Source organism: Neobacillus nitrireducens (assembly GCF_030915405.1).
GTDB lineage: Bacteria > Bacillota > Bacilli > Bacillales > Cytobacillaceae > Neobacillus.
In genome coordinates this window covers 4,064,167-4,082,634 of sequence record NZ_CP133262.1, presented here as the reverse complement: position 1 = coordinate 4,082,634, position 18,468 = coordinate 4,064,167, and the positions used below count along the sequence as shown (strand labels likewise).

At 40.1% G+C, this 18,468-nt stretch carries 20 protein-coding genes; 4 read left to right on the top strand and 16 right to left on the bottom strand.

The annotated features are described in order from the left end of the window. Nucleotides 1-49 precede the first annotated feature (49 nt). Both RCG22_RS19710 and RCG22_RS19705 read left to right on the top strand, forming a co-directional pair. Nucleotides 50-316: a DUF3055 domain-containing protein gene (locus tag RCG22_RS19710; protein WP_098263763.1), complete on the top strand. Its 267-nt coding sequence runs from the start codon at nt 50-52 to the stop codon at nt 314-316. A gap of 58 nt (nt 317-374) precedes the next feature. Beyond that, entirely contained in the window at nt 375-659 is a 285-nt protein-coding gene (locus RCG22_RS19705; protein WP_098263764.1) for a cytosolic protein, read from the top strand. 30 nt (nt 660-689) lie between these two features. On the opposite strand, the gene RCG22_RS19700 is transcribed toward RCG22_RS19705, so the two are convergent. Beyond that, a complete protein-coding gene (locus RCG22_RS19700; protein WP_098263765.1) occupies nt 690-965 on the bottom strand; it encodes a YutD family protein in 276 nt (91 codons plus the stop codon). A 106-nt stretch (nt 966-1,071) separates the two neighbouring features. Here RCG22_RS19700 and RCG22_RS19695 point away from each other — a divergent pair, with 106 nt between their 5' ends. After that, complete coding sequence (locus tag RCG22_RS19695) at nt 1,072-1,719, top strand: YhcN/YlaJ family sporulation lipoprotein (protein ID WP_308104343.1); 648 nt, start codon at nt 1,072-1,074, stop codon at nt 1,717-1,719. A gap of 274 nt (nt 1,720-1,993) precedes the next feature. Here the strand turns inward: RCG22_RS19695 and RCG22_RS19690 are convergent, their stop codons facing one another. Both RCG22_RS19690 and lipA read right to left on the bottom strand, forming a co-directional pair. Further along, a complete protein-coding gene (locus tag RCG22_RS19690) occupies nt 1,994-3,319 on the bottom strand; it encodes an IS3 family transposase (protein WP_308103844.1) in 1,326 nt (441 codons plus the stop codon). Nucleotides 3,320-3,436: 117 nt separating this feature from the next. Next, the gene (gene lipA / locus RCG22_RS19685; protein ID WP_308104342.1) at nt 3,437-4,354 is read right to left on the bottom strand and encodes a lipoyl synthase; all 918 of its coding nucleotides are present in this window, start codon (nt 4,352-4,354) and stop codon (nt 3,437-3,439) included. A 202-nt stretch (nt 4,355-4,556) separates the two neighbouring features. Between lipA and RCG22_RS19680 the strand changes: the two genes are divergently transcribed. Continuing rightward, the gene (locus RCG22_RS19680) at nt 4,557-5,555 is read left to right on the top strand and encodes a M23 family metallopeptidase (RefSeq protein WP_308104341.1); all 999 of its coding nucleotides are present in this window, start codon (nt 4,557-4,559) and stop codon (nt 5,553-5,555) included. 21 nt (nt 5,556-5,576) lie between these two features. Here RCG22_RS19680 and yunB read toward each other — a convergent pair whose 3' ends face one another. The 13 genes from yunB to RCG22_RS19615 all read right to left on the bottom strand — a co-directional run bounded on the left by yunB (nt 5,577) and on the right by RCG22_RS19615 (nt 18,329). Further along, nucleotides 5,577-6,368, bottom strand: a complete 792-nt coding sequence (yunB, locus tag RCG22_RS19675; RefSeq protein ID WP_308104340.1) for a sporulation protein YunB — start codon at nt 6,366-6,368, stop codon at nt 5,577-5,579. Between the two features lie 138 nt (nt 6,369-6,506). After that, on the bottom strand, nt 6,507-6,809 hold the full coding sequence (locus RCG22_RS19670; protein ID WP_308107209.1) for a YunC family protein: 303 nt from the start codon (nt 6,807-6,809) through the stop codon (nt 6,507-6,509). 67 nt (nt 6,810-6,876) lie between these two features. Next, a complete protein-coding gene (locus tag RCG22_RS19665) occupies nt 6,877-8,223 on the bottom strand; it encodes a bifunctional metallophosphatase/5'-nucleotidase (RefSeq protein WP_308104339.1) in 1,347 nt (448 codons plus the stop codon). A gap of 7 nt (nt 8,224-8,230) precedes the next feature. Continuing rightward, complete coding sequence (locus tag RCG22_RS19660; RefSeq protein ID WP_098263771.1) at nt 8,231-9,052, bottom strand: sulfite exporter TauE/SafE family protein; 822 nt, start codon at nt 9,050-9,052, stop codon at nt 8,231-8,233. A gap of 19 nt (nt 9,053-9,071) precedes the next feature. Continuing rightward, entirely contained in the window at nt 9,072-9,917 is an 846-nt protein-coding gene (locus RCG22_RS19655; protein WP_308104338.1) for a DUF72 domain-containing protein, read from the bottom strand. Nucleotides 9,918-10,174: 257 nt separating this feature from the next. Continuing rightward, nucleotides 10,175-11,572, bottom strand: coding sequence for a Fe-S cluster assembly protein SufB (sufB, locus tag RCG22_RS19650; RefSeq protein WP_098263773.1), 1,398 nt, complete (start codon nt 11,570-11,572; stop codon nt 10,175-10,177). A gap of 55 nt (nt 11,573-11,627) precedes the next feature. Further along, nucleotides 11,628-12,071: a Fe-S cluster assembly sulfur transfer protein SufU gene (sufU, locus tag RCG22_RS19645; protein ID WP_308104337.1), complete on the bottom strand. Its 444-nt coding sequence runs from the start codon at nt 12,069-12,071 to the stop codon at nt 11,628-11,630. Next, nucleotides 12,061-13,290, bottom strand: a complete 1,230-nt coding sequence (locus RCG22_RS19640) for a cysteine desulfurase (RefSeq protein WP_308104336.1) — start codon at nt 13,288-13,290, stop codon at nt 12,061-12,063. Before RCG22_RS19640 ends, sufU begins: the two co-directional genes overlap by 11 nt. Next, nucleotides 13,290-14,600, bottom strand: a complete 1,311-nt coding sequence (sufD, locus tag RCG22_RS19635) for a Fe-S cluster assembly protein SufD (RefSeq protein WP_098263776.1) — start codon at nt 14,598-14,600, stop codon at nt 13,290-13,292. The genes RCG22_RS19640 and sufD overlap by 1 nt, the downstream gene beginning before the upstream one ends. A 21-nt stretch (nt 14,601-14,621) precedes the next feature. After that, nucleotides 14,622-15,407 carry a Fe-S cluster assembly ATPase SufC gene (gene sufC, locus RCG22_RS19630; RefSeq protein WP_098263777.1) on the bottom strand — a complete coding sequence of 262 codons (786 nt, stop codon included), beginning with the start codon at nt 15,405-15,407 and terminating at the stop codon, nt 14,622-14,624. Between the two features lie 382 nt (nt 15,408-15,789). Beyond that, nucleotides 15,790-16,629, bottom strand: a complete 840-nt coding sequence (locus RCG22_RS19625) for a MetQ/NlpA family ABC transporter substrate-binding protein (RefSeq protein WP_308104335.1) — start codon at nt 16,627-16,629, stop codon at nt 15,790-15,792. A gap of 16 nt (nt 16,630-16,645) precedes the next feature. Further along, nucleotides 16,646-17,311 carry a methionine ABC transporter permease gene (locus RCG22_RS19620; protein WP_308104334.1) on the bottom strand — a complete coding sequence of 222 codons (666 nt, stop codon included), beginning with the start codon at nt 17,309-17,311 and terminating at the stop codon, nt 16,646-16,648. Then, entirely contained in the window at nt 17,304-18,329 is a 1,026-nt protein-coding gene (locus tag RCG22_RS19615; protein WP_308107208.1) for a methionine ABC transporter ATP-binding protein, read from the bottom strand. The genes RCG22_RS19620 and RCG22_RS19615 overlap by 8 nt, the downstream gene beginning before the upstream one ends. Nucleotides 18,330-18,468: the final 139 nt, after the last annotated feature.

Sequence of the window (18,468 nt, the reverse complement as noted above, 5' to 3'; positions counted from 1 at the left end):
ATAAAGAAGATGTCGAAAATATGGGTTTTTTTATAAAGGAGTTTATTAAATGTCTGAACGGTTTTTCTTATACGATGATACAGAAGATACAAAAACAAGATTTGTCAGCTTTGTTGGTGATAATCAACGCTTTGATTTAGCGATTGTCCAAAGTGACCGTCATTTTGGGAAGCATCTCGTTCTTGATATGCAGGGAAGCCGTTTTGCCATTATCGGCCCAGACGATTTGCAAGAAGAAGGCTATTTGGAGTATGCTTTTCAATTAAATGAAGCAGATGCGGAGGAATTAAGAAGCTTCTTAATGGAATTAATTTAATGTTTCGTCATGAATTACCCTCTCTTTGAAAATAATAAGGCTAAAAGGGGGCGTAATCATGACTAAAGAAGAAAAATATACGGAATTGTCCAATGTTGAAAAACAAAGGAATTTCCTTACAGCGGAAGAATTCCCAGAAGGGCCATTAGGTTCGCCTATTCGCGAAAACGAGCCGGTGCAGAACAAAAGCACACCTTGGAAAGATGGGCAACGGACATACAGTGCCTTTAATTACGAAAACAAAACACTTCATCAAGATCTTCCCCGTCAGATGGACGGAGCACATCCCACCCACGATGACCAAGCAAAAGATCAACAGCCACCATATACCGAATCAACGTAAAAGAAGGGCCAGCTACGCTTGGCCCTTCTTTTATTTCTTCACTTTTTTCAAAACAAAATAGGCACAGCCAAAATTGCAATATTCATATAGGTATTCACTCAGTGTGCTAATTTTTGTATCAAAAGTGGCTTTTTGGTTTTGATCGTCGAAAAAGCCCTTTAACCGAAGCTGACCATAACCCCAATCGCCAACCACATAATCATATCTTGTCAAAATATCACTAAACCTTGCTTTAAGAGCCTCTTCGTTAAAGCCGTTTCTATGTTCTTGAACCATTTCATAAACAGTGTTATTCATCATAATCATGATATTTCACCTCTTTTGCCAACTAATTCCTAATAACCATTATAACCGATTCCCCATCAATTGCTAAGAAAATAAATCCGTTTAATGGCTATTCTAAGAAAAGGAGGTGTTTCATTTGAAAAAATTAGTCATAATCCTGGGATTATGTACGCTGACCGCTTTAACAGGATGTTCGAAGGATATGAGCAACCGTGATGTGTATGAGGAAAGCGGTAATACCATCAATGTAAATAATAAAAGGCATGACCTTTACAATGAAGGGGCAAGTCGTAGTGTTCGTAACGCAAGCAACAATTATGGTTTTGTCCGTCATCAAAAAAGTCCACTCATGAATGATAATACGGCCAATGACCACTACACTGCCTTAAACCGCGAACAGGTGGCCAATATCATTAGTAAATTAAGTACAGAAATCCCCAATGTCAATGATGTTGCCACACTTGTCACAGACCAAGAAGTATTGATTGCTTATAAGACAGATTCCAAAAATCGGAATATGACGGCCGACCAAGTGAAAAAAACAGCGATGTCTGTCGTTCCAAGATATTACCATGTCTTCGTCACTGACAATAAAGTCCTCATGAGGGATGTAGAAAATCTGGCAAACCTTGATTCCACCAGCCGGAACGCTCGTAATTTAGTGAACGGGCTTATCAAGCAAATGAAAAAGTCTCCGCAAGGCCAGCGCATGAATCCAAGTGAGGATGAAAATGGATTAACGCCTGACGATCATATGGGCAGGAATAATCGATAAGAACAAAAGGCGCAAGCGCCCGTTCAGCGGCGTATGGCCTGGAGCGCTCCAACTGAGATAAAGGAAACACGAAGAGCGTTAGCGCATTCGTGCTTGACTTATCGTAGGGCGGAGAGCGAAGGACACTAGCCGTTGGGCGCTGGAGCTGGATTCAAAGGGACTAAATCAATTTTTCCACAATTAAATACTTTATAATTTCCTTTACAATAAAAAAGAGTTCAGCCACTAGCTGACTAATCTGGTACCCGTGTCAAGGACACATGAAAAAAAAGAGTTATGATACTAAAAGATGATTCCTATATTGAATAGGGGTCATCTTTTCTAAATTCCATTGATAACGATAATTGTTATAGTAAACCATGTAATGATTTATTTTTGCCTTTAGTTCGTCTAATGTTTTACATGATTGATAGTCTACCTCATCCTTTAAATGACCAAAGAAAGATTCCATTGGGGCATTATCCCAACAATTGCCTCGCCTAGACATAGATTGACCTAAACCATTTTTCTTCAACAGATTCTGATATTTTGGGCTGGTATAATGGCTTCCTTGATCCGAATGGATAAATGCCTCTGAATGTAAACTAATTTTCTTATTCTTCATTAATTTATCAATGGTTTTTGTTGCGATATCTAACGTGATGCGATCCGAAACATGATATGCTAAAAGTTCATTGGTGGAGGCATCTTTTATGGCCGACAAATAAGCCATATCCCCGTTATATGGTAAGTAGGTAATATCGGTTAGTAATACCTTTCCTGGAATTCCTTGCTTAAATTCTCTGTTTAATTTATTTGGAACGACCTGATGTTCTTTAGTTGCCTTTGCTATTTTTTTATAAGGATTTGCCTTTCTATGGGGGCAAATGATTTCATACTTGTTCATAATTCTTTGGATCTTTTTTCTGCTAATTTTATGGTCGTATTCATTATTCAATATCATTTTGATGGAACGTGAACCCTTCTTATATCCGCGTCGATTAAACGCTTTCATTATTATTTCCTTCGCTTCTAAGTCCTTTTGCTCTCTTTCAAATCGGCTTTCGGCTGCTTTTTGATAGCTGTAATATCCAGAACGAGACACCCCTAAAAGCTTACAAAAATACTTTGTCATCTGTTTAAACTGATTTTGATCTATAGTCTCATAAATCAGCTGGAATATCTTACTCGTCTCTAGGTTTTGACTTTTCTTTAGCAGCCTCCTTTCTGTCATTTCTAGCTTTTTTAACAGCTCCACCTGTCCTTCCAGCAACTTAATTCGTGCTTCCTGCCTCTCTATAATCTCTTCTTGAGTCAGTTCTCGTTTTAAAGGCCTACCTGGGGTTGTTTTCCGTCCGTCTGAGAGTCCAATTAACCCATTTTTTTCATAAGCTTTTTTCCACCTAAATGCAGATTGTTCGATCCGCTTCATACCTAAAATGCTCATATCAAAGCCGTTTTCCTCAAAGATTTGTCTAGGGAGTTTACCTACCCCGTATTCATCTATAAATTTATTTTTAAATTCATCTGTATATGTAATTGATAAGCTGCTGACCCGTTGTACATTTGGGTTCTTTTGAAGTATTTTTATTTCTTTAGTTGAAAATGTAATTTTGCTCATAGTCGTTCCCCTAATCCCCATGTCTTAAGATTTTAGTATATAAAAAAATACCTAGAGATGAAACACTCTTTTTCAAGTGTCCTATCTCTAGGTACCATATTAGACTGAACTCTCTTTTTAGGCTTGTTGTGCTTCTTGTTCACCAAGCATTTGCTTGTGTTTTGCTGCAGCACTAACCTGTTCATCGGCATGGTAGGATGAGCGGACAAGCGGGCCTGCTTCACAATGGCTGAAGCCTTTACCTATCGCAATTTGCTGTAATTCTTTAAATTCATCCGGGCTATAATATTTCTCAACCTTCAGATGACCTTTTGTCGGCTGTAAATATTGGCCGATTGTCATTATGTCAATGTGATTTGCCCGTAAATCATCCATAACCTCGATAATTTCTTCCCATGTTTCTCCCAATCCAACCATCAAGCTGGATTTGGTTGGAATAGTAGGCTGCATTTCCTTTGCCTGGCGAAGAAACTCTAAAGAACGGTCATATTTTGCACGGGCTCTAACTCTCGGTGTCATCCGTCTAACCGTCTCAATATTATGGTTTAAGATATCAGGTTTAGCGTCCATTAGCACACGAAGGTTTTCTTCCTTTCCACCCATATCGGATGGAAGCACTTCAATACTTGTGAATGGATTTTTACGTCGAATCGCTCGAACGGTTTCCGCAAAAATAGCGGCGCCGCCATCCTTAAGATCATCACGTGCCACAGCTGTGACAACCACGTGTTTTAAGTTCATCAATTGAACAGAGTCGGCAACCCTTTCAGGCTCTTTCCAATCTAACTCTGTTGGCAGACCGGTTTTAACGGCACAGAAACGGCAGGCACGGGTACATGTATCACCAAGAATCATGAAGGTAGCCGTCCGTCTTTCGGCCCAACATTCATGAATATTAGGGCAGCGCGCTTCTTCACAAACCGTGTGCAGATTCTTTTCACGCATCATTTTTTTCAAGCCCGTATAGGACTCATTTGTATTCAATTTTATTTTTAACCAATCGGGTTTTCTTAAAACATCTTCTTTCTTACTCATTAATTGTTACACCCCTTGAAGCGAAATGGATCTTCTTTGTCACTTTACCATACTGAAAAAATATCGACAAGCAAATCGGTTTAAATTGCAAGCTTGGACCCTTATGTTTTTGCCTTAAAATCATCTTTCCATTTATTAACCATAATGAAATGGGTGAGAAAACATAAACTAAACTTGTACATTACTTGGAAGGAGGATTCTTGTGCGGGCTGTTCTAATCATCGCAACCTTTCTCTTATGCTTCACCAGTTCATTCGCAGGCAGGGATGCGGAGGCCAAAACAAACGAATCTGATCCATATCAAGAAAGAATGAAGCTTTATAAGAAGGTTGAAACGGTTACTCAAATCCCCTGGTATTACTTAGCGGCTATTGATCAATACGAAAGAAGTATCCGTCTGGTCCGCCGAGACTTACCTAAACCGGATAGCGTAATTGGCATCTATTTTCGGCCGGATGAATGGGCTGGTCTTACTAATCCAAATCCTTTGGAAGTGAACCCGGCAATCATTCAGTTTTTTGATGGGAAAGGTGTAGACGGAGATGGGGACGGAAAAGCAAGTCTTAAAAATGATGAGGATGTCCTGTATGCATTTGCTAATTATCTTCTTTCATACGGAATCGATCATGATAATATAAAAATCGGCTTATGGAATTATTATCATCGCGATAAGACAGTTAGTATTATTGCGGGGAAAGCAAAAATTTACCGTCATTTCGGCCGGATTGATTTGGATTCACAAGTATTTCCAGTGCCAATCCAGAGCAATCACAGTTACCGTAGCACTTGGGGATCTGCCCGCGGCTGGGGCGGCCGAAGAATTCATGAAGGCACCGATATTTTCGCAGGCTACGGGGTTCCCGTTCGCGCGACAAACTACGGAATCATTGAAATGAAGGGCTGGAATAAATTCGGCGGCTGGAGAATCGGGATTCGGGATATCAATAATACCTATCACTATTTTGCCCATCTCAGCGGTTTTGCTAAAGATTTAAAAGTTGGCCAACTTGTTGAGCCGGGAATGGTGATTGGCGGTGTCGGAAGCTCTGGTTACGGTCCACCAGGCACGTCTGGTAAGTTCCCGCCTCATTTACATTACGGGATGTACAAAGATAACGGGGTGACCGAGTGGTCCTTTGACCCCTATCCGCATTTAGCCAAATGGAAGCGAATGGAGCGGATGAATGTCCGCAATAAATAGGACTGTCCATGGCGGATAGTCCTATTTTTTATTTCCTGACTTTTCCTGTGTCTGTTTTTTTTCCGGAAGCTGTATGGATGGACTTACTCCGCTGCCATTATTATAGAATTGCGGGACATCCCCTTGTATGAGTGAGCCGTCCACTGGAATGCTTTGGGTAAGCTTTGTTATTTTTGTAGCAAACGGGGTGATGATTTGGACAGACACTTCGATGTGAATGGAAACATCGACCCAGGTATTATTGATGCCCATATCTTTCGTCTCAATTTTAACATCAGGTTCAACTTCACCGATGGCGTGGAACTTTACTGGGATTTTCGGACCAATGTTCCCCAGTAAGGAGATATTGGTTGCTTGGCCCAACGGAACATACCAAATAATCCCGTCTTCCTTATTCGAATTATTCGTTTCGATTTCTACATCTGTTAACTGCTCTAACGAAGCAAGGTCCCCTTTTTTAGCAGCTTTTAAGTTTTTTTGTATTTGTGCGGTGGTTTCCGCTAAGACCCGGTTTATATAAACGGTATTAAGTTTTACATTGGATGCCTTGCCATTTTCACTTGGTAAAATGACAATGACATCATTATCCTCACCCGTGTCCGTCGTCCGTTTGGTAATTGCCTTATTAATAACGAGGGAGGCAATATTGCGGGTTTCGGAAGTAGCAATTCTCATTAATGTTGGCTCAATCCCCTTATTCACGAGCCATAATCCAGTGGCAGTTGAAAAAAGAAAAAAGACAAACGTTAATAACATCACGTAACGGAAAGGCAACGGCCCCTTCTTCGGAAGCCGTCTGCGAAACTTCGCCAAAAAAATCACCCCTTCAAGCTATATGTATGCTTGGAAAAGGGGAACTAGCCCATAAAAAAGAAAAGCACTTAGAGCGGAAATCAACAACTAAATTTACTAATGTCAAATATAAAAAAAAGCCCGCACGGAGCAAGCTTTTTAAATCATTTTTAACAAGGCATCTTTACCAACCATGCCTTTGTGGATCCCTAGCGCCTCCGCCTCCCATGTTACCGACTCTAACGGTGCATTTAGAAGTTGTTCAATAGTCCTTACTCCAACAGCACGGCCGGCAATGATCTTGCGGTCCTTAAGTTTTTCATTTAATAGACCGACATCCAAGGCCCCGCACATGATATATCCCTTATCGTTTGATACCGCAAGCAAGGTTGTTTTCGGAAGCAAAACGGAAACTGCCAAAAAGGTATGGCCGTTTATTTCAATTGGTGAAAGCTCAATCAAATGGTCCACACTCCTTTCCTCTCTATCACTTTATGATTTGAGGGGAAAAAGCGTGTTCATGCCATCGTTACTTTTGTAACTCCCATTTTAATATATCCCGAAGAAATTCCGGCAAGAAATACTTCTTTTCTTTTTGAGGAAGAATGTCTTTGAAAAAATGACCAAATGTAAACATATCCGGAAGGGCTACCGTATAAATTTTTTCATCATCCACTTCCGTCCCATTAATAAAAAGGGCTTCCTCATGAAGGCTGATTCGATCAAAGACAAATACTCCTAAAAGGGTTCCTCTAAATCCAAGTCCCTTTATATGCTTATGGACCAAGCCCTCATCTTTTGCCTGCCAATAAATCTCTTCTAATTCTTTTCCTGTTAGTTCGACTACACAAGGATTAATGGGATGGGGACAGATTTCAAGTAAATCGTAAACAGTCACCTCTCCGGATACCTCCCCTAATAAGAGCCCGGCGTTAATCATTGCACAATCCGTGTTACACCATTCTCTTAATGCCCTGCAAAGCAGACGTGAAAACTCCGTTTCATGGAAAATATCACTAGTGAGCGGATTAACTAAGGTAGTCACTTTTTGATTTAATAGGGCTTTTCCTTTGTTAAAATAAGCTTCGCTTACTTCTTGCTCATGATTCAAAGCGGGAAGCTCTTTACTGTCATATAGAATGGCTTCCTTCGCGGTAATGATTTTTTGTTCGTTTAGGTTGAGGGTTACTTCGCCGACAAAATATCCATACTTACCCGCTGCGCCAAGGAGTGTTCTACCCACTAGTTTTCCTTTTTCAAGAGAGTGATGGGTATGGGAACCTAATATAACATCAATATCAGGAAATTCAGCTGCTATAGATTCGTCCACATGAAGTCCAAGATGGGAAAGTAAAATGATTACATCTGATTCTGCTTTTACCTTCTTAATCCATTTTTTCAGTTCTTCAATTGGCTCTGTCACCTTCCAGCCCAGTAAATCATAAAGATGCGTGAACGGTGCCGTTAGACCGATGACACCCACCCTTGTTCCCTTTTTCGAATGATAGATCTTATATGGCTTTACCCAGCTAGGATGGCTTCCATTTTGCTGAAAAAAATTCGCTAACAGAACGTCAAACTGAGCGTTTTCATAGAGTTCATTTAAGTCTTCAAAGGGTAGGTTAACCCCTTCATTGTTTCCAATCGTTACAGCCGTAAAGTGACTCTCATTTAAGAGATCAATATTCCCTTTTCCTCTTGTCGCTTCTGTGAAAGGATGCCAGCGATCAATAAAATCTCCGATATCAAATAGAAACACATCCTCATCTTTTTGGTGATGCCTTGTTTGTCTTTCTGCTACGAACTGCTTAATTCGCGGCCAATTTTCTAAGTGGCTGTGTACATCGTTTGTATGATAAATATGTATGGTTTCCATTCTCAACCTACCCAAAGATTCCTTGATAAATTAATCGGATTCCTACAACAATAAGAATCGTTCGTAAAATTAACACAATCGTTTTACTCTTAAGCTTTGTGTTTAAGTAGACACCCACTCTAGCCCCAATCCATGCTCCCGGTACCAAAGCAAGAGCATAGAGCCAATCGACATTACCTAAGGAAATATGTGTAATTGAGCTGAGCAATGATGTTGGTAAAATCATAAACATTGAAGTGGCCGTTGCGACATGGGGTGGAAAGAAAAATACCAAAATCATCGTTGGGACCATTAATGAACCACCGCCAACACCAAAGATTCCTGATAAAAAGCCCACGATAAAAGCAATCAGGACTCCCACGATTGGATTATATCCATATTCAAAGGTTTTACCCCTATTATCTGTAAAGGTTCGAATAATCCCCCGGTCCTTCCGATAAGGGATAGGCTTTAATTTGTCCTTTAGTAGTAAAATAATCGAAATAAAGATAATAAATAGTCCGAAAAAAATATTGAAGGTTTTCATATGTAAGCCTTCAGTCACCCATGCACCGAGAATACTCCCCGGGCCACTTCCAATGAGAAAAATCAGACCGCTTTTATAATCAATGGTTTTGTATTTCATATAGGCTAAGGTGGATGACAGGCCAGTAAAAATCATCGTAAAAAGTGATGTCCCTACCGCTACCTGTGGTGTTATATGCCCAAAGGCTGGCAGGGTGGATAAATAAAGTAACGAGGGAACAATGACAATTCCTCCGCCTAATCCAATCAGCGAGCCAAGTGAGCTTGCGATAAGACCAATAAAAACGATTAAAATCCATTCCATGTTTTCTTTCTCCTAACTTTTATAATAAATCCAACTGGCGTGGAGCAAGTCCCTTGTATTCGAGATGCAAAAGATTAATCATTTCCTTCGCATTATCTGCCGCATCTCCGCCAGAGTTGTTGTTAAAAAGGAGATAGACATCTTTTGAGTTCTTGGCTAATTCCTGAATGGAGAGTGCCCATTCTTCTAGCTCTTGTTGGTTATAGCGGTAAAGATAGCGAACCTCACGCCAATCCACTCCTGTCCGTTTTTGCCAGCCGTGGACATTGCGACCGTGAAACCTTACAAGAACCTTATCGGGGGTTGTCGTCTCTACTACAGTTGGAATGCTGCCTTCTCCAGATTGTGGTTCATCGCAAATACTATGAATCCAATTTTCTTTGGTCATAAACTCCAGTGTTTTCGACCGATACTGAGGTGCGAACCATGATTGGTGTCTGAACTCTAATGCACACGAGAGGTTACCCATTTCCTGCTTGCACCATCTTAAGTATTCGACATTTTCTCTCGTACACGTAAACCATGGTGGAAATTGAAAGAGGGTCATCGCTAATTTATTCGTTTCTATGTATGGCTCAAGCGACTCTTTAAATGCTCTAAACATCGCTGGTTTATTTTCAAACGGAACCTCCCCGCGCATATGTCCGGTCATCCCTTGGTAGGCTTTAACGATAAACTGGAAACTGGGCGGTGTTTCCTGGACCCACTTTTCCGCATTTCTTTGAGGTTGAATCGCATAAAAAGCGGAATCAACTTCTACGATGGGAAAATGGCTTGCATACGCCTTTAGTTTGTCCCGTGAGGATATTTGGCCGGGATATAAGCTGTCATGATCTCCCCAGCCCGTTACACCGATATAAATCAAAGAACTCACCTCCAACTATTAATAATAGCATAACCATTTTTCGATGGGGGCGGAAGATTTTTAGGTGAGAATAACAATTTCTTGGCAAATGAGGTGTAGTCGCTAGTAAAGTGGTGCATCCGATAGTAAACTTGCCTTATCCGCCAGTAAAGTGGTGCCATCTGAAAGTAAGCCACACCCATCCGCGCGGTAGGCCAAAATTTCAACGCAAAAACCCGCCTGCCAACAACGGCAAGCGGGTTTTTTTATCAAAAATATTAACCAATACTGCCTTCCATCTCGAACTTAATGAGACGGTTCATTTCCACGGCGTATTCCATTGGTAGTTCTTTTGTAAATGGCTCAATAAAGCCCATGACGATCATTTCGGTTGCTTCCTGTTGAGAAATACCACGACTCATCAAGTAGAAAAGCTGCTCTTCAGAAACTTTCGAAACCTTCGCTTCATGCTCGAGTGAGATGTTATCATTTAAGATCTCATTGTATGGAATCGTATCTGATGTTGATTTGTTATCCATAATTAATGTATCACATTCGATATTAGAACGTGCCCCGTCTGCCTTACGTCCGAAGTGAACTTGGCCGCGATAGGTTACCTTACCGCCATGTTTAGAAATGGATTTAGAAACGATTGTTGAAGATGTATTTGGTGCTAAATGAATCATTTTTGCACCCGCATCCTGGTGTTGACCTTTACCGGCAATCGCAATTGATAATGTCAACCCACGAGCGCCCTCGCCTTTTAAAATTACGGCAGGATACTTCATCGTTAATTTTGAACCGATGTTTCCGTCAATCCATTCCATTGTCGCATTGGCATCACAAACCGCACGCTTGGTCACAAGATTAAAGACGTTATTCGCCCAGTTCTGGATCGTTGTATAACGGCAGTAAGCATCTTTTTTAATAACAATTTCAACAACGGCACTGTGGAGTGAGTTAGTTGTATAAACAGGTGCTGTACAACCCTCAACATAGTGCACGTGTGCGCCTTCATCGACAATGATTAAGGTCCGTTCAAATTGACCCATGTTTTCAGAGTTGATGCGGAAATAAGCTTGTAATGGTGTATCCACTTTCACACCTGGCGGTACATAGATGAACGAGCCACCTGACCATACGGCAGAGTTAAGTGCTGCAAATTTGTTGTCCGTTGGAGGAATTGTTTTTCCAAAGTGCTCGCGGAAAATATCTTCATTTTCTCTCAAAGCGGAATCTGTATCCTTAAAGACGATCCCTAAGTCTTCAAGTTCTACTTTCATGTTGTGATAAACTACTTCAGATTCATACTGGGCAGAGACCCCGGCAAGGTATTTTTGCTCAGCTTCTGGAATCCCAAGTTTATCAAAAGTAGCCTTGATTTCTTCGGGTACTTCATCCCATGACTTCTCAGATTTCTCAGATGGTTTTACATAATAAGTAATCTCATCAAAGTTTAATGAAGACATGTCGCCGCCCCATTGTGGCATTGGCATTTTGTAAAAATGCTCTAGCGACTTCAAACGGAAGTCTAACATCCATTGTGGTTCGTTCTTCAATTTAGATATTTCTTTTACGATATCAGATGTTAAACCACGCTTAGATCGGAATATGGAAACGTCTTTATCGGCAAAACCATATTTATAATCACCGATTTCCGGCATCTTTTTCGCCATCGTCGTGTTCCTCCATTTCTTAAACGAATAAGGCCTAAAAATGCCCTATTTCATCCTATTCTTTTTCCTCTTCTTTTAAGCTCTTTTCCATGGCTTTCCATGCTAGGGTCGCACATTTGATACGGGCTGGAAATTTACAAACACCTTGAAGTGCTTCAATATCACCTAAATCAAGATCGTCTTCGTCGTAATCAATTCCCTGCATCATGTCAGAAAAAATCTTGGCTAGCTTTAAAGCTTCTTCGATTTTTTTCCCCTTTATTGCTTGCGTCATCATCGAAGCGGATGACATGGAAATCGAGCAGCCTTCTCCTTCTTGCCTTGCGTCGACAACAATTCCATTTTCCACTTTTAGTGTCAATTGAATGCGGTCCCCACAAGTTGGGTTATTCATATTAATGGTATGGTTGCCATCCTCTAAAACACCGCGATTACGCGGATTTTTATAATGATCCATAATCACCTGACGGTAAAGTGTATCTAAATTATTAGAAGACATCGCTGAAATACTCCTTTGTTTTTACAAGTCCTTCAACAAGTTTATCTATATCATCTTCTGTATTATACAGGTAAAAACTGGCCCGTGCGGTTGCGGACGCTTTCAACCATCTCATTAACGGCTGGGCGCAATGATGACCGGCACGAACCGCAATACCTTCTGCATCAAGCACCGTTGCTACATCATGTGGATGAACATCACTTAAGTTAAAGGTGATTAGACCGGCACGTTTGGCTGCATCAAGGGGACCATAAATAGTCATTCCTTCAACAGCAGCCATTTTTTCTAACGCATAGGCTGCAAGTTTATGTTCATGCTCGGCAATTTGATCTAGGCCAACTTCATTTAAAAAGTCGATCGCTGCTCCAAGACCAATCGCTCCTGCAATGATCGGTGTTCCTGCTTCGAACTTCCAAGGAAGCTCTTTCCAGGTTGACTCTTGTAATTGTACAAAATCAATCATTTCGCCGCCGAACTCGATTGGTTCCATGTTTTCGAGTAGATGTTTTTTTCCATAAAGAACACCAATACCGGTCGGGCCGCACATTTTATGTCCTGAAAAAGCTAGAAAATCACAATCTAAATCTTGAACATCAATTTTCATATGTGGAGCACTTTGGGCCCCGTCCACAACCATGATTGCCCCATGATCATGGGCGATTTGAGCAATTTCTTTGACCGGATTGATGACACCAAGAACGTTGGATACTTGCATAACAGAGACAATCTTTGTATTGGCTGTAATGGTTGCACGTACATCATCGAGTGAAATCGTTCCATCTGCTTGAAGTGGAATGTATTTCAACTGGGCGCCTGTCTTCTTGGCCACTTGCTGCCACGGAATGATATTACTGTGGTGTTCCATATACGTAATGACGATTTCATCGCCTGCTTTTAAGTTCGCTGCCGCATAGCTTGCAGCCACTGTATTAAGAGATGTTGTCGTTCCTCGAGTGAAAATTACTTCTTGAGTAGACTTGGCATTGATGAACTTACGAACCTTTTCCCTTGCACCTTCGTAAGCATCAGTTGCTCTTGTTCCTAGTGTATGCACACCACGGTGGACATTGGAATTAATTTCACGATAATATTTTTCAATTGCCTCGATAACTTGGAGTGGTTTTTGTGATGTTGCAGAACTATCCAAGTATACCAATGGCTTGCCATTGACCTCTTGATCTAAGATTGGAAATAGACTACGAATATCCTTGATATTCATTAGCGTACTTTCCTTTCAATTACCTCAGTTAACTGTTTCTTTACTCCTTCAATCGGAAGTTGATTGACAACTGGTGCTAGGAAACCATGAATAACTAAGCGTTCTGCTTCTTCTTTACGAATTCCACGGCTCATCAAGTAGTAAAGTTGAACAGGGTCAACTCGTCCGACAGATGCAGCGTGACCAGCTACGACATCATCTTCATCGATTAAAAGAATCGGATTGGCGTCGCCACGTGCTTTTTCACTTAGCATAAGAACACGTGATGTTTGTTGTGCATCTGATTTAGAGGCCCCATGTTCGATTTTTCCAATCCCATTAAATATAGATGTAGCATTTTCTTTCACAACACCGTGATTTAAAATATTTCCAAATGTATGTCTTCCGAAATGAACAACCTTTGTCGTAAAGTTTTGCGTTTGCTCGCCACGTCCGACAACAACTGTTTTAGTATCTCCAATAGAACCATCACCAAGGAGGTTCGTTGTGTTCTCTGAGATGGTATTTCCCTCATTCATTAAACCAAGGGCCCATTCAATTCGGGAATCTCTTCCGGCAACGCCGCGGCGATTCACATAGGTAGTAATTCCCTTAGCTAACGTATCAACCGCACCGAATTGCACTCGTGCATTAACGTTCGCGATCACTTCCGTCAGGATATTAACTAAGGTATTCGATGTTTCCATCGTTGAAAAATAATTTTCTACGTAGGTCACTGAACTATTGTCGTCTGCGACCACAATGACATGGTTAAACAAGTTAGCTTCAACGTCATCATGTACATAGACTGCCTGAATTGGTTCGGAAATTTCCACATTTTTCGGAATATATAAGAACACTCCACCATTAACTAGTGCCGCGTTTAGAGCTGTTAAGCGATGTTCATCGGCATTAATGGCTTGTGTCATATAATACTTTTTCAATAAGTCGCCATGCTCTTTTGCTGCAGTAAATATATCTGTAAAAATAACACCTTTGCTTTTTAGCTCTTCTGATAAAGTTAAAAAGGCAGGAGTTTGATTTCGCTGAATATATAAATTTTTATTATCGGCCTCTAAGTCAACTAATGCCTTCACTTCTTCCGGTAATTCTAAAAGTGAAGGATAGGCTGAACTTTTTACAGTATGTTGAGTGAATTGAGTAAAATTCCACTTATCAATCTTTGTTTTGTCCGGTCTTGGCATTGGCAGTTGGTCGAACTCAGCTAATGCTTTAAGACGAAGTTCTTCAAACCAAGCAGGCTCGCTCGTTTCTTTTGAAAAGGAGCGAACATTGTCCTTATCAAATGGTAATTTGGTTTCAGTTGTCATTGTAATCCTCCTAACCCTCTCTTACGCTTCTTGCCCAACTGTTTCATCTTCAATTCCAAGTTCTTGTTTGATCCAGTCATATCCTTCAGCTTCTAAGCGTTGTGCCAATTCTGCTCCGCCTGATTTTACTACACGGCCTTGCATCATTACATGCACATGGTCTGGAGTGATATAGTTTAAAAGTCGTTGATAGTGTGTAATGACTAAGCAGCCGAAATCTTCGCCCCGCATTTGATTGATCCCTTTTGATACGACCTTCAAGGCATCGATATCTAGTCCGGAGTCAATTTCATCTAAGATAGCGATTTTTGGTTCTAACATCATCAATTGCAAAATTTCATTCCGTTTTTTCTCACCGCCGGAGAAGCCTTCGTTTAAGTAACGTTGCGCCATATCAAGGTCCATTTCAAGGAATTCCATTTGCTTATCCATTTTACGGATGAATTTCATTAATGAAATTTCATTTCCTTCACCAAGTCGGCTATTGAGTGCTGAACGTAAAAAATCGGCATTTGTAACGCCGTTAATTTCACTAGGATATTGCATTGCTAGGAATAGTCCTGCACGTGCACGCTCATCCACTTCCATATCTAGAACATTTTGTCCATCTAAGGTAATGGTTCCGCTGGTTACTTCATATTTTGGGTGTCCCATAATTGCCGAAGATAAAGTAGATTTACCCGTTCCATTTGGGCCCATGATAGCGTGGATTTCTCCACCTTTTATTTCAAGGTTCACACCTTTTAAAATTTCTTTCCCATCAATTGCTACATGTAAATCTTTGATTGTTAACGTTGATCCAGCCATATCTATACCTCCAAAGAGAAAGTGTTGTACATTTAGATTGAGTTATTCAATAACTCTATTCTCATTTTATTCTCATTCTAATCTTATAACAAATGAAATGTATTAGCAACTCTTAAACAGTAAAAACAGTCCACCTATTTTCATTAAGCAAGTACCAAATGAGAATGAAAAATGGCTTTTAGTGAAAATTCTGACGAATCCTTTATTAGTAAATAGCACTCGATTAAAATCATACCCTATTTTTTTGCAATTTGCCAAGAGAATTTAGGTCATAGGTTCCTTCTATTTTTACCCATCATTACCGTTTAAATGTATAATGCTTTTCTCCAACTCCATAGAAAAAGCCAGTGTTTCCACACTGACTTTCTTCCTATTTATTAGCTTACTCAGAAACCGGTACAACGGCACCTTTGTATTTGTCTAGAATGAAATCTTGGATTTCTTTTGATTGAAGTACTTCTACAAGTGTCTTGATTTCTTTGCGGTTTTTATCCTCTGAACGAACAACCACAAGGTTTGCTGGAACAACGTCATCGCCTTCAAAGGCAATTCCATATTTTCCGATGTCAATACCGCCTTCTAATGCATAATTCGTATTGATGACGACCGCATCACCTTCACCGCTATCGAATGAAGAAGCTAATAATTTTGCTTCAATTAAAGTGGAGAAGTCAAGGTTCTTTGGATTTTCGACAATATCCTCAACTCTTGCATTTGCGCCAACGCCTTCTTTAAGCTTAATTAAACCTTCTTTTTCAAAAATAGGTAAAATACGTCCATGGTCACTTAGAGAATCACTCATAATAATTTTTGCACCTTTTGGAAGGTCTTTTAAGCTTTTGTATTTTTTAGAATAAATTCCGATTGGTTCCTTATGAATTCCACCAACACTAACAAAATCAAAATCCTTATTTTCCTTCATTTGCAAATCTAAATACCCTGGTGTTTGAAAATAGTTTGCGTCAAGTTCTTTATCCTTTAATGCAACGTTTGGCAGGATATAATCCTGGAACACTTGGATTTCTAAGTCAATGCCTTTTTCTTTCAATAAAGGTTTTGCCGCTTCTAGGACTTCCGCATGCGGTACAGCAGATGCACCAACAACTAATTTCTTGTTACCATCTTTTCCTGCCTTTTCTGCAGTATCATTTTTAGCACCACCGCAAGCTGCTAGGGCAAAAGTCAATAATGCAATGGCAATCAAACTAAATATCTTTTTCATAATCTTACTCCTCCTATTATCGTTTATCTGTTTTTTTTGTATAATAATCTCCAATAAATTGGATGATAAAAACTAAAATTAGAATCGCAATTGTTGCCACTAACGTAACCATCGGTCTATTGCGCTGAAAACCTTCAAGGTAGGCAAAATGTCCAAGTCCACCAGCTCCAATGACTCCGGCCATCGCTGTAAAGCCGACGAGCGAAATAGCTGTGACTGTAATTCCTGAAATTAATGCCGGCATAGATTCCGGGATTAATACTTTAAAAATGATATGACCATGTGTTGCTCCCATCGATTGCGATGCTTCAATAACACCTTTATCGATTTCCCTGAGGGCAATTTCTACCATACGAGCATAAAAAGGAGCTGCTCCAATAATGAGGGCTGGAAGCGCCGCATTTGCCCCGAGCATCGTATGAAGCAAGAATTTTGTAAAGGGAATTAATAAAACGATTAAGATAATAAAAGGAATGGATCTAAAAATATTAACAAAGGCGGCAATAACGACATTAACTGGCCGATTCGCCCAAATATTCCCTTTATCTGTTAAAAACAACAATAGACCTAGAAATAATCCTAAAATAAATGTCGCAAACACGGAAATAGAAGTCATATAAATAGTTTCACGTGTTGCTTCTAATAAATTCTCCCACTTTACCATTTCCATAAAATCAGCCATTACTGATCACCTCCACGCCGACTTGCTGTGAGTGAATATAATCGATGGCTTTCTGTATCTCGTTTGATTGTCCATCCAAGTGAATAAATAATGTTCCGTATGATCCGTTTTGCGTATGTGAAATTTTCCCTTGCAGAATATTGACAACCACATCGAAATTCCGGATTACATTTGTAATTAATGGATGTTCGGTAGCTTCCCCAATGAATGAGAGCTGAACCACTTGACCATGCGGATAAAGTTCAAGCAGATGTTGAGTTGTTTCCTTCGTTTCTTCTGGTTCCGTTACCTGCTGGACAAATCGCTTTGTAATCGGCTGCTTCGGGTGTTTAAACACATCGAGTACTGGACCAAGCTCGACGACCTTTCCGTTTTCCATAACCGCAACCTGGTGGCATATTTTCCGGATGACGTGCATTTCATGAGTAATTAAAACAATCGTCAATCCTAATCTTTTATTAATATCAACTAACAATTCCAAAATAGAATCTGTTGTTTGCGGGTCTAGTGCTGAAGTTGCTTCATCACAAAGGAGTACTTTTGGATTATTGGCAAGCGCCCTTGCAATCCCGACACGCTGCTTTTGTCCGCCGCTTAACTGGGATGGATAAGCATTTTCTCTTCCTTCTAGACCAACTAGTTTAATAAGCTCATCGACTCTTTTTTTCCTTTGTGAACCATTTACACCTGCAATTTCGAGTGGAAAAGAAATATTTTCACTAACCGTCCTCGACCACAGTAAGTTAAAATGCTGAAATATCATGCTGATTTCCTGGCGTGCTTTTCGAAGTTCTGTTCCTTTGATTTTGGAAATAACTCGTCCTGCCACCGTAACGGTTCCGTTGGTTGGCAGCTCCAGACCATTTAACATTCGAATTAAGGTACTTTTACCAGCCCCACTGTATCCAATTACTCCGAAGATTTCACCCTCTTGAATTTCTAGGTTCACATCATCGACGGCTTTTAACTGCCCTTGTTTAGAAGGGAAAATCTTCTGAACATTTTTTATTGATATCACTTGAATCACCTGCTTTTTATTCAATTTACCTAACATTCTGAAATATCTTTATTCTAGTACACCGCTTAAATATAATATAGGATTTGATATTTTTAACAAAAAGATTCTATTTTAATAAAATAAAAAGCCTTTCTGCATA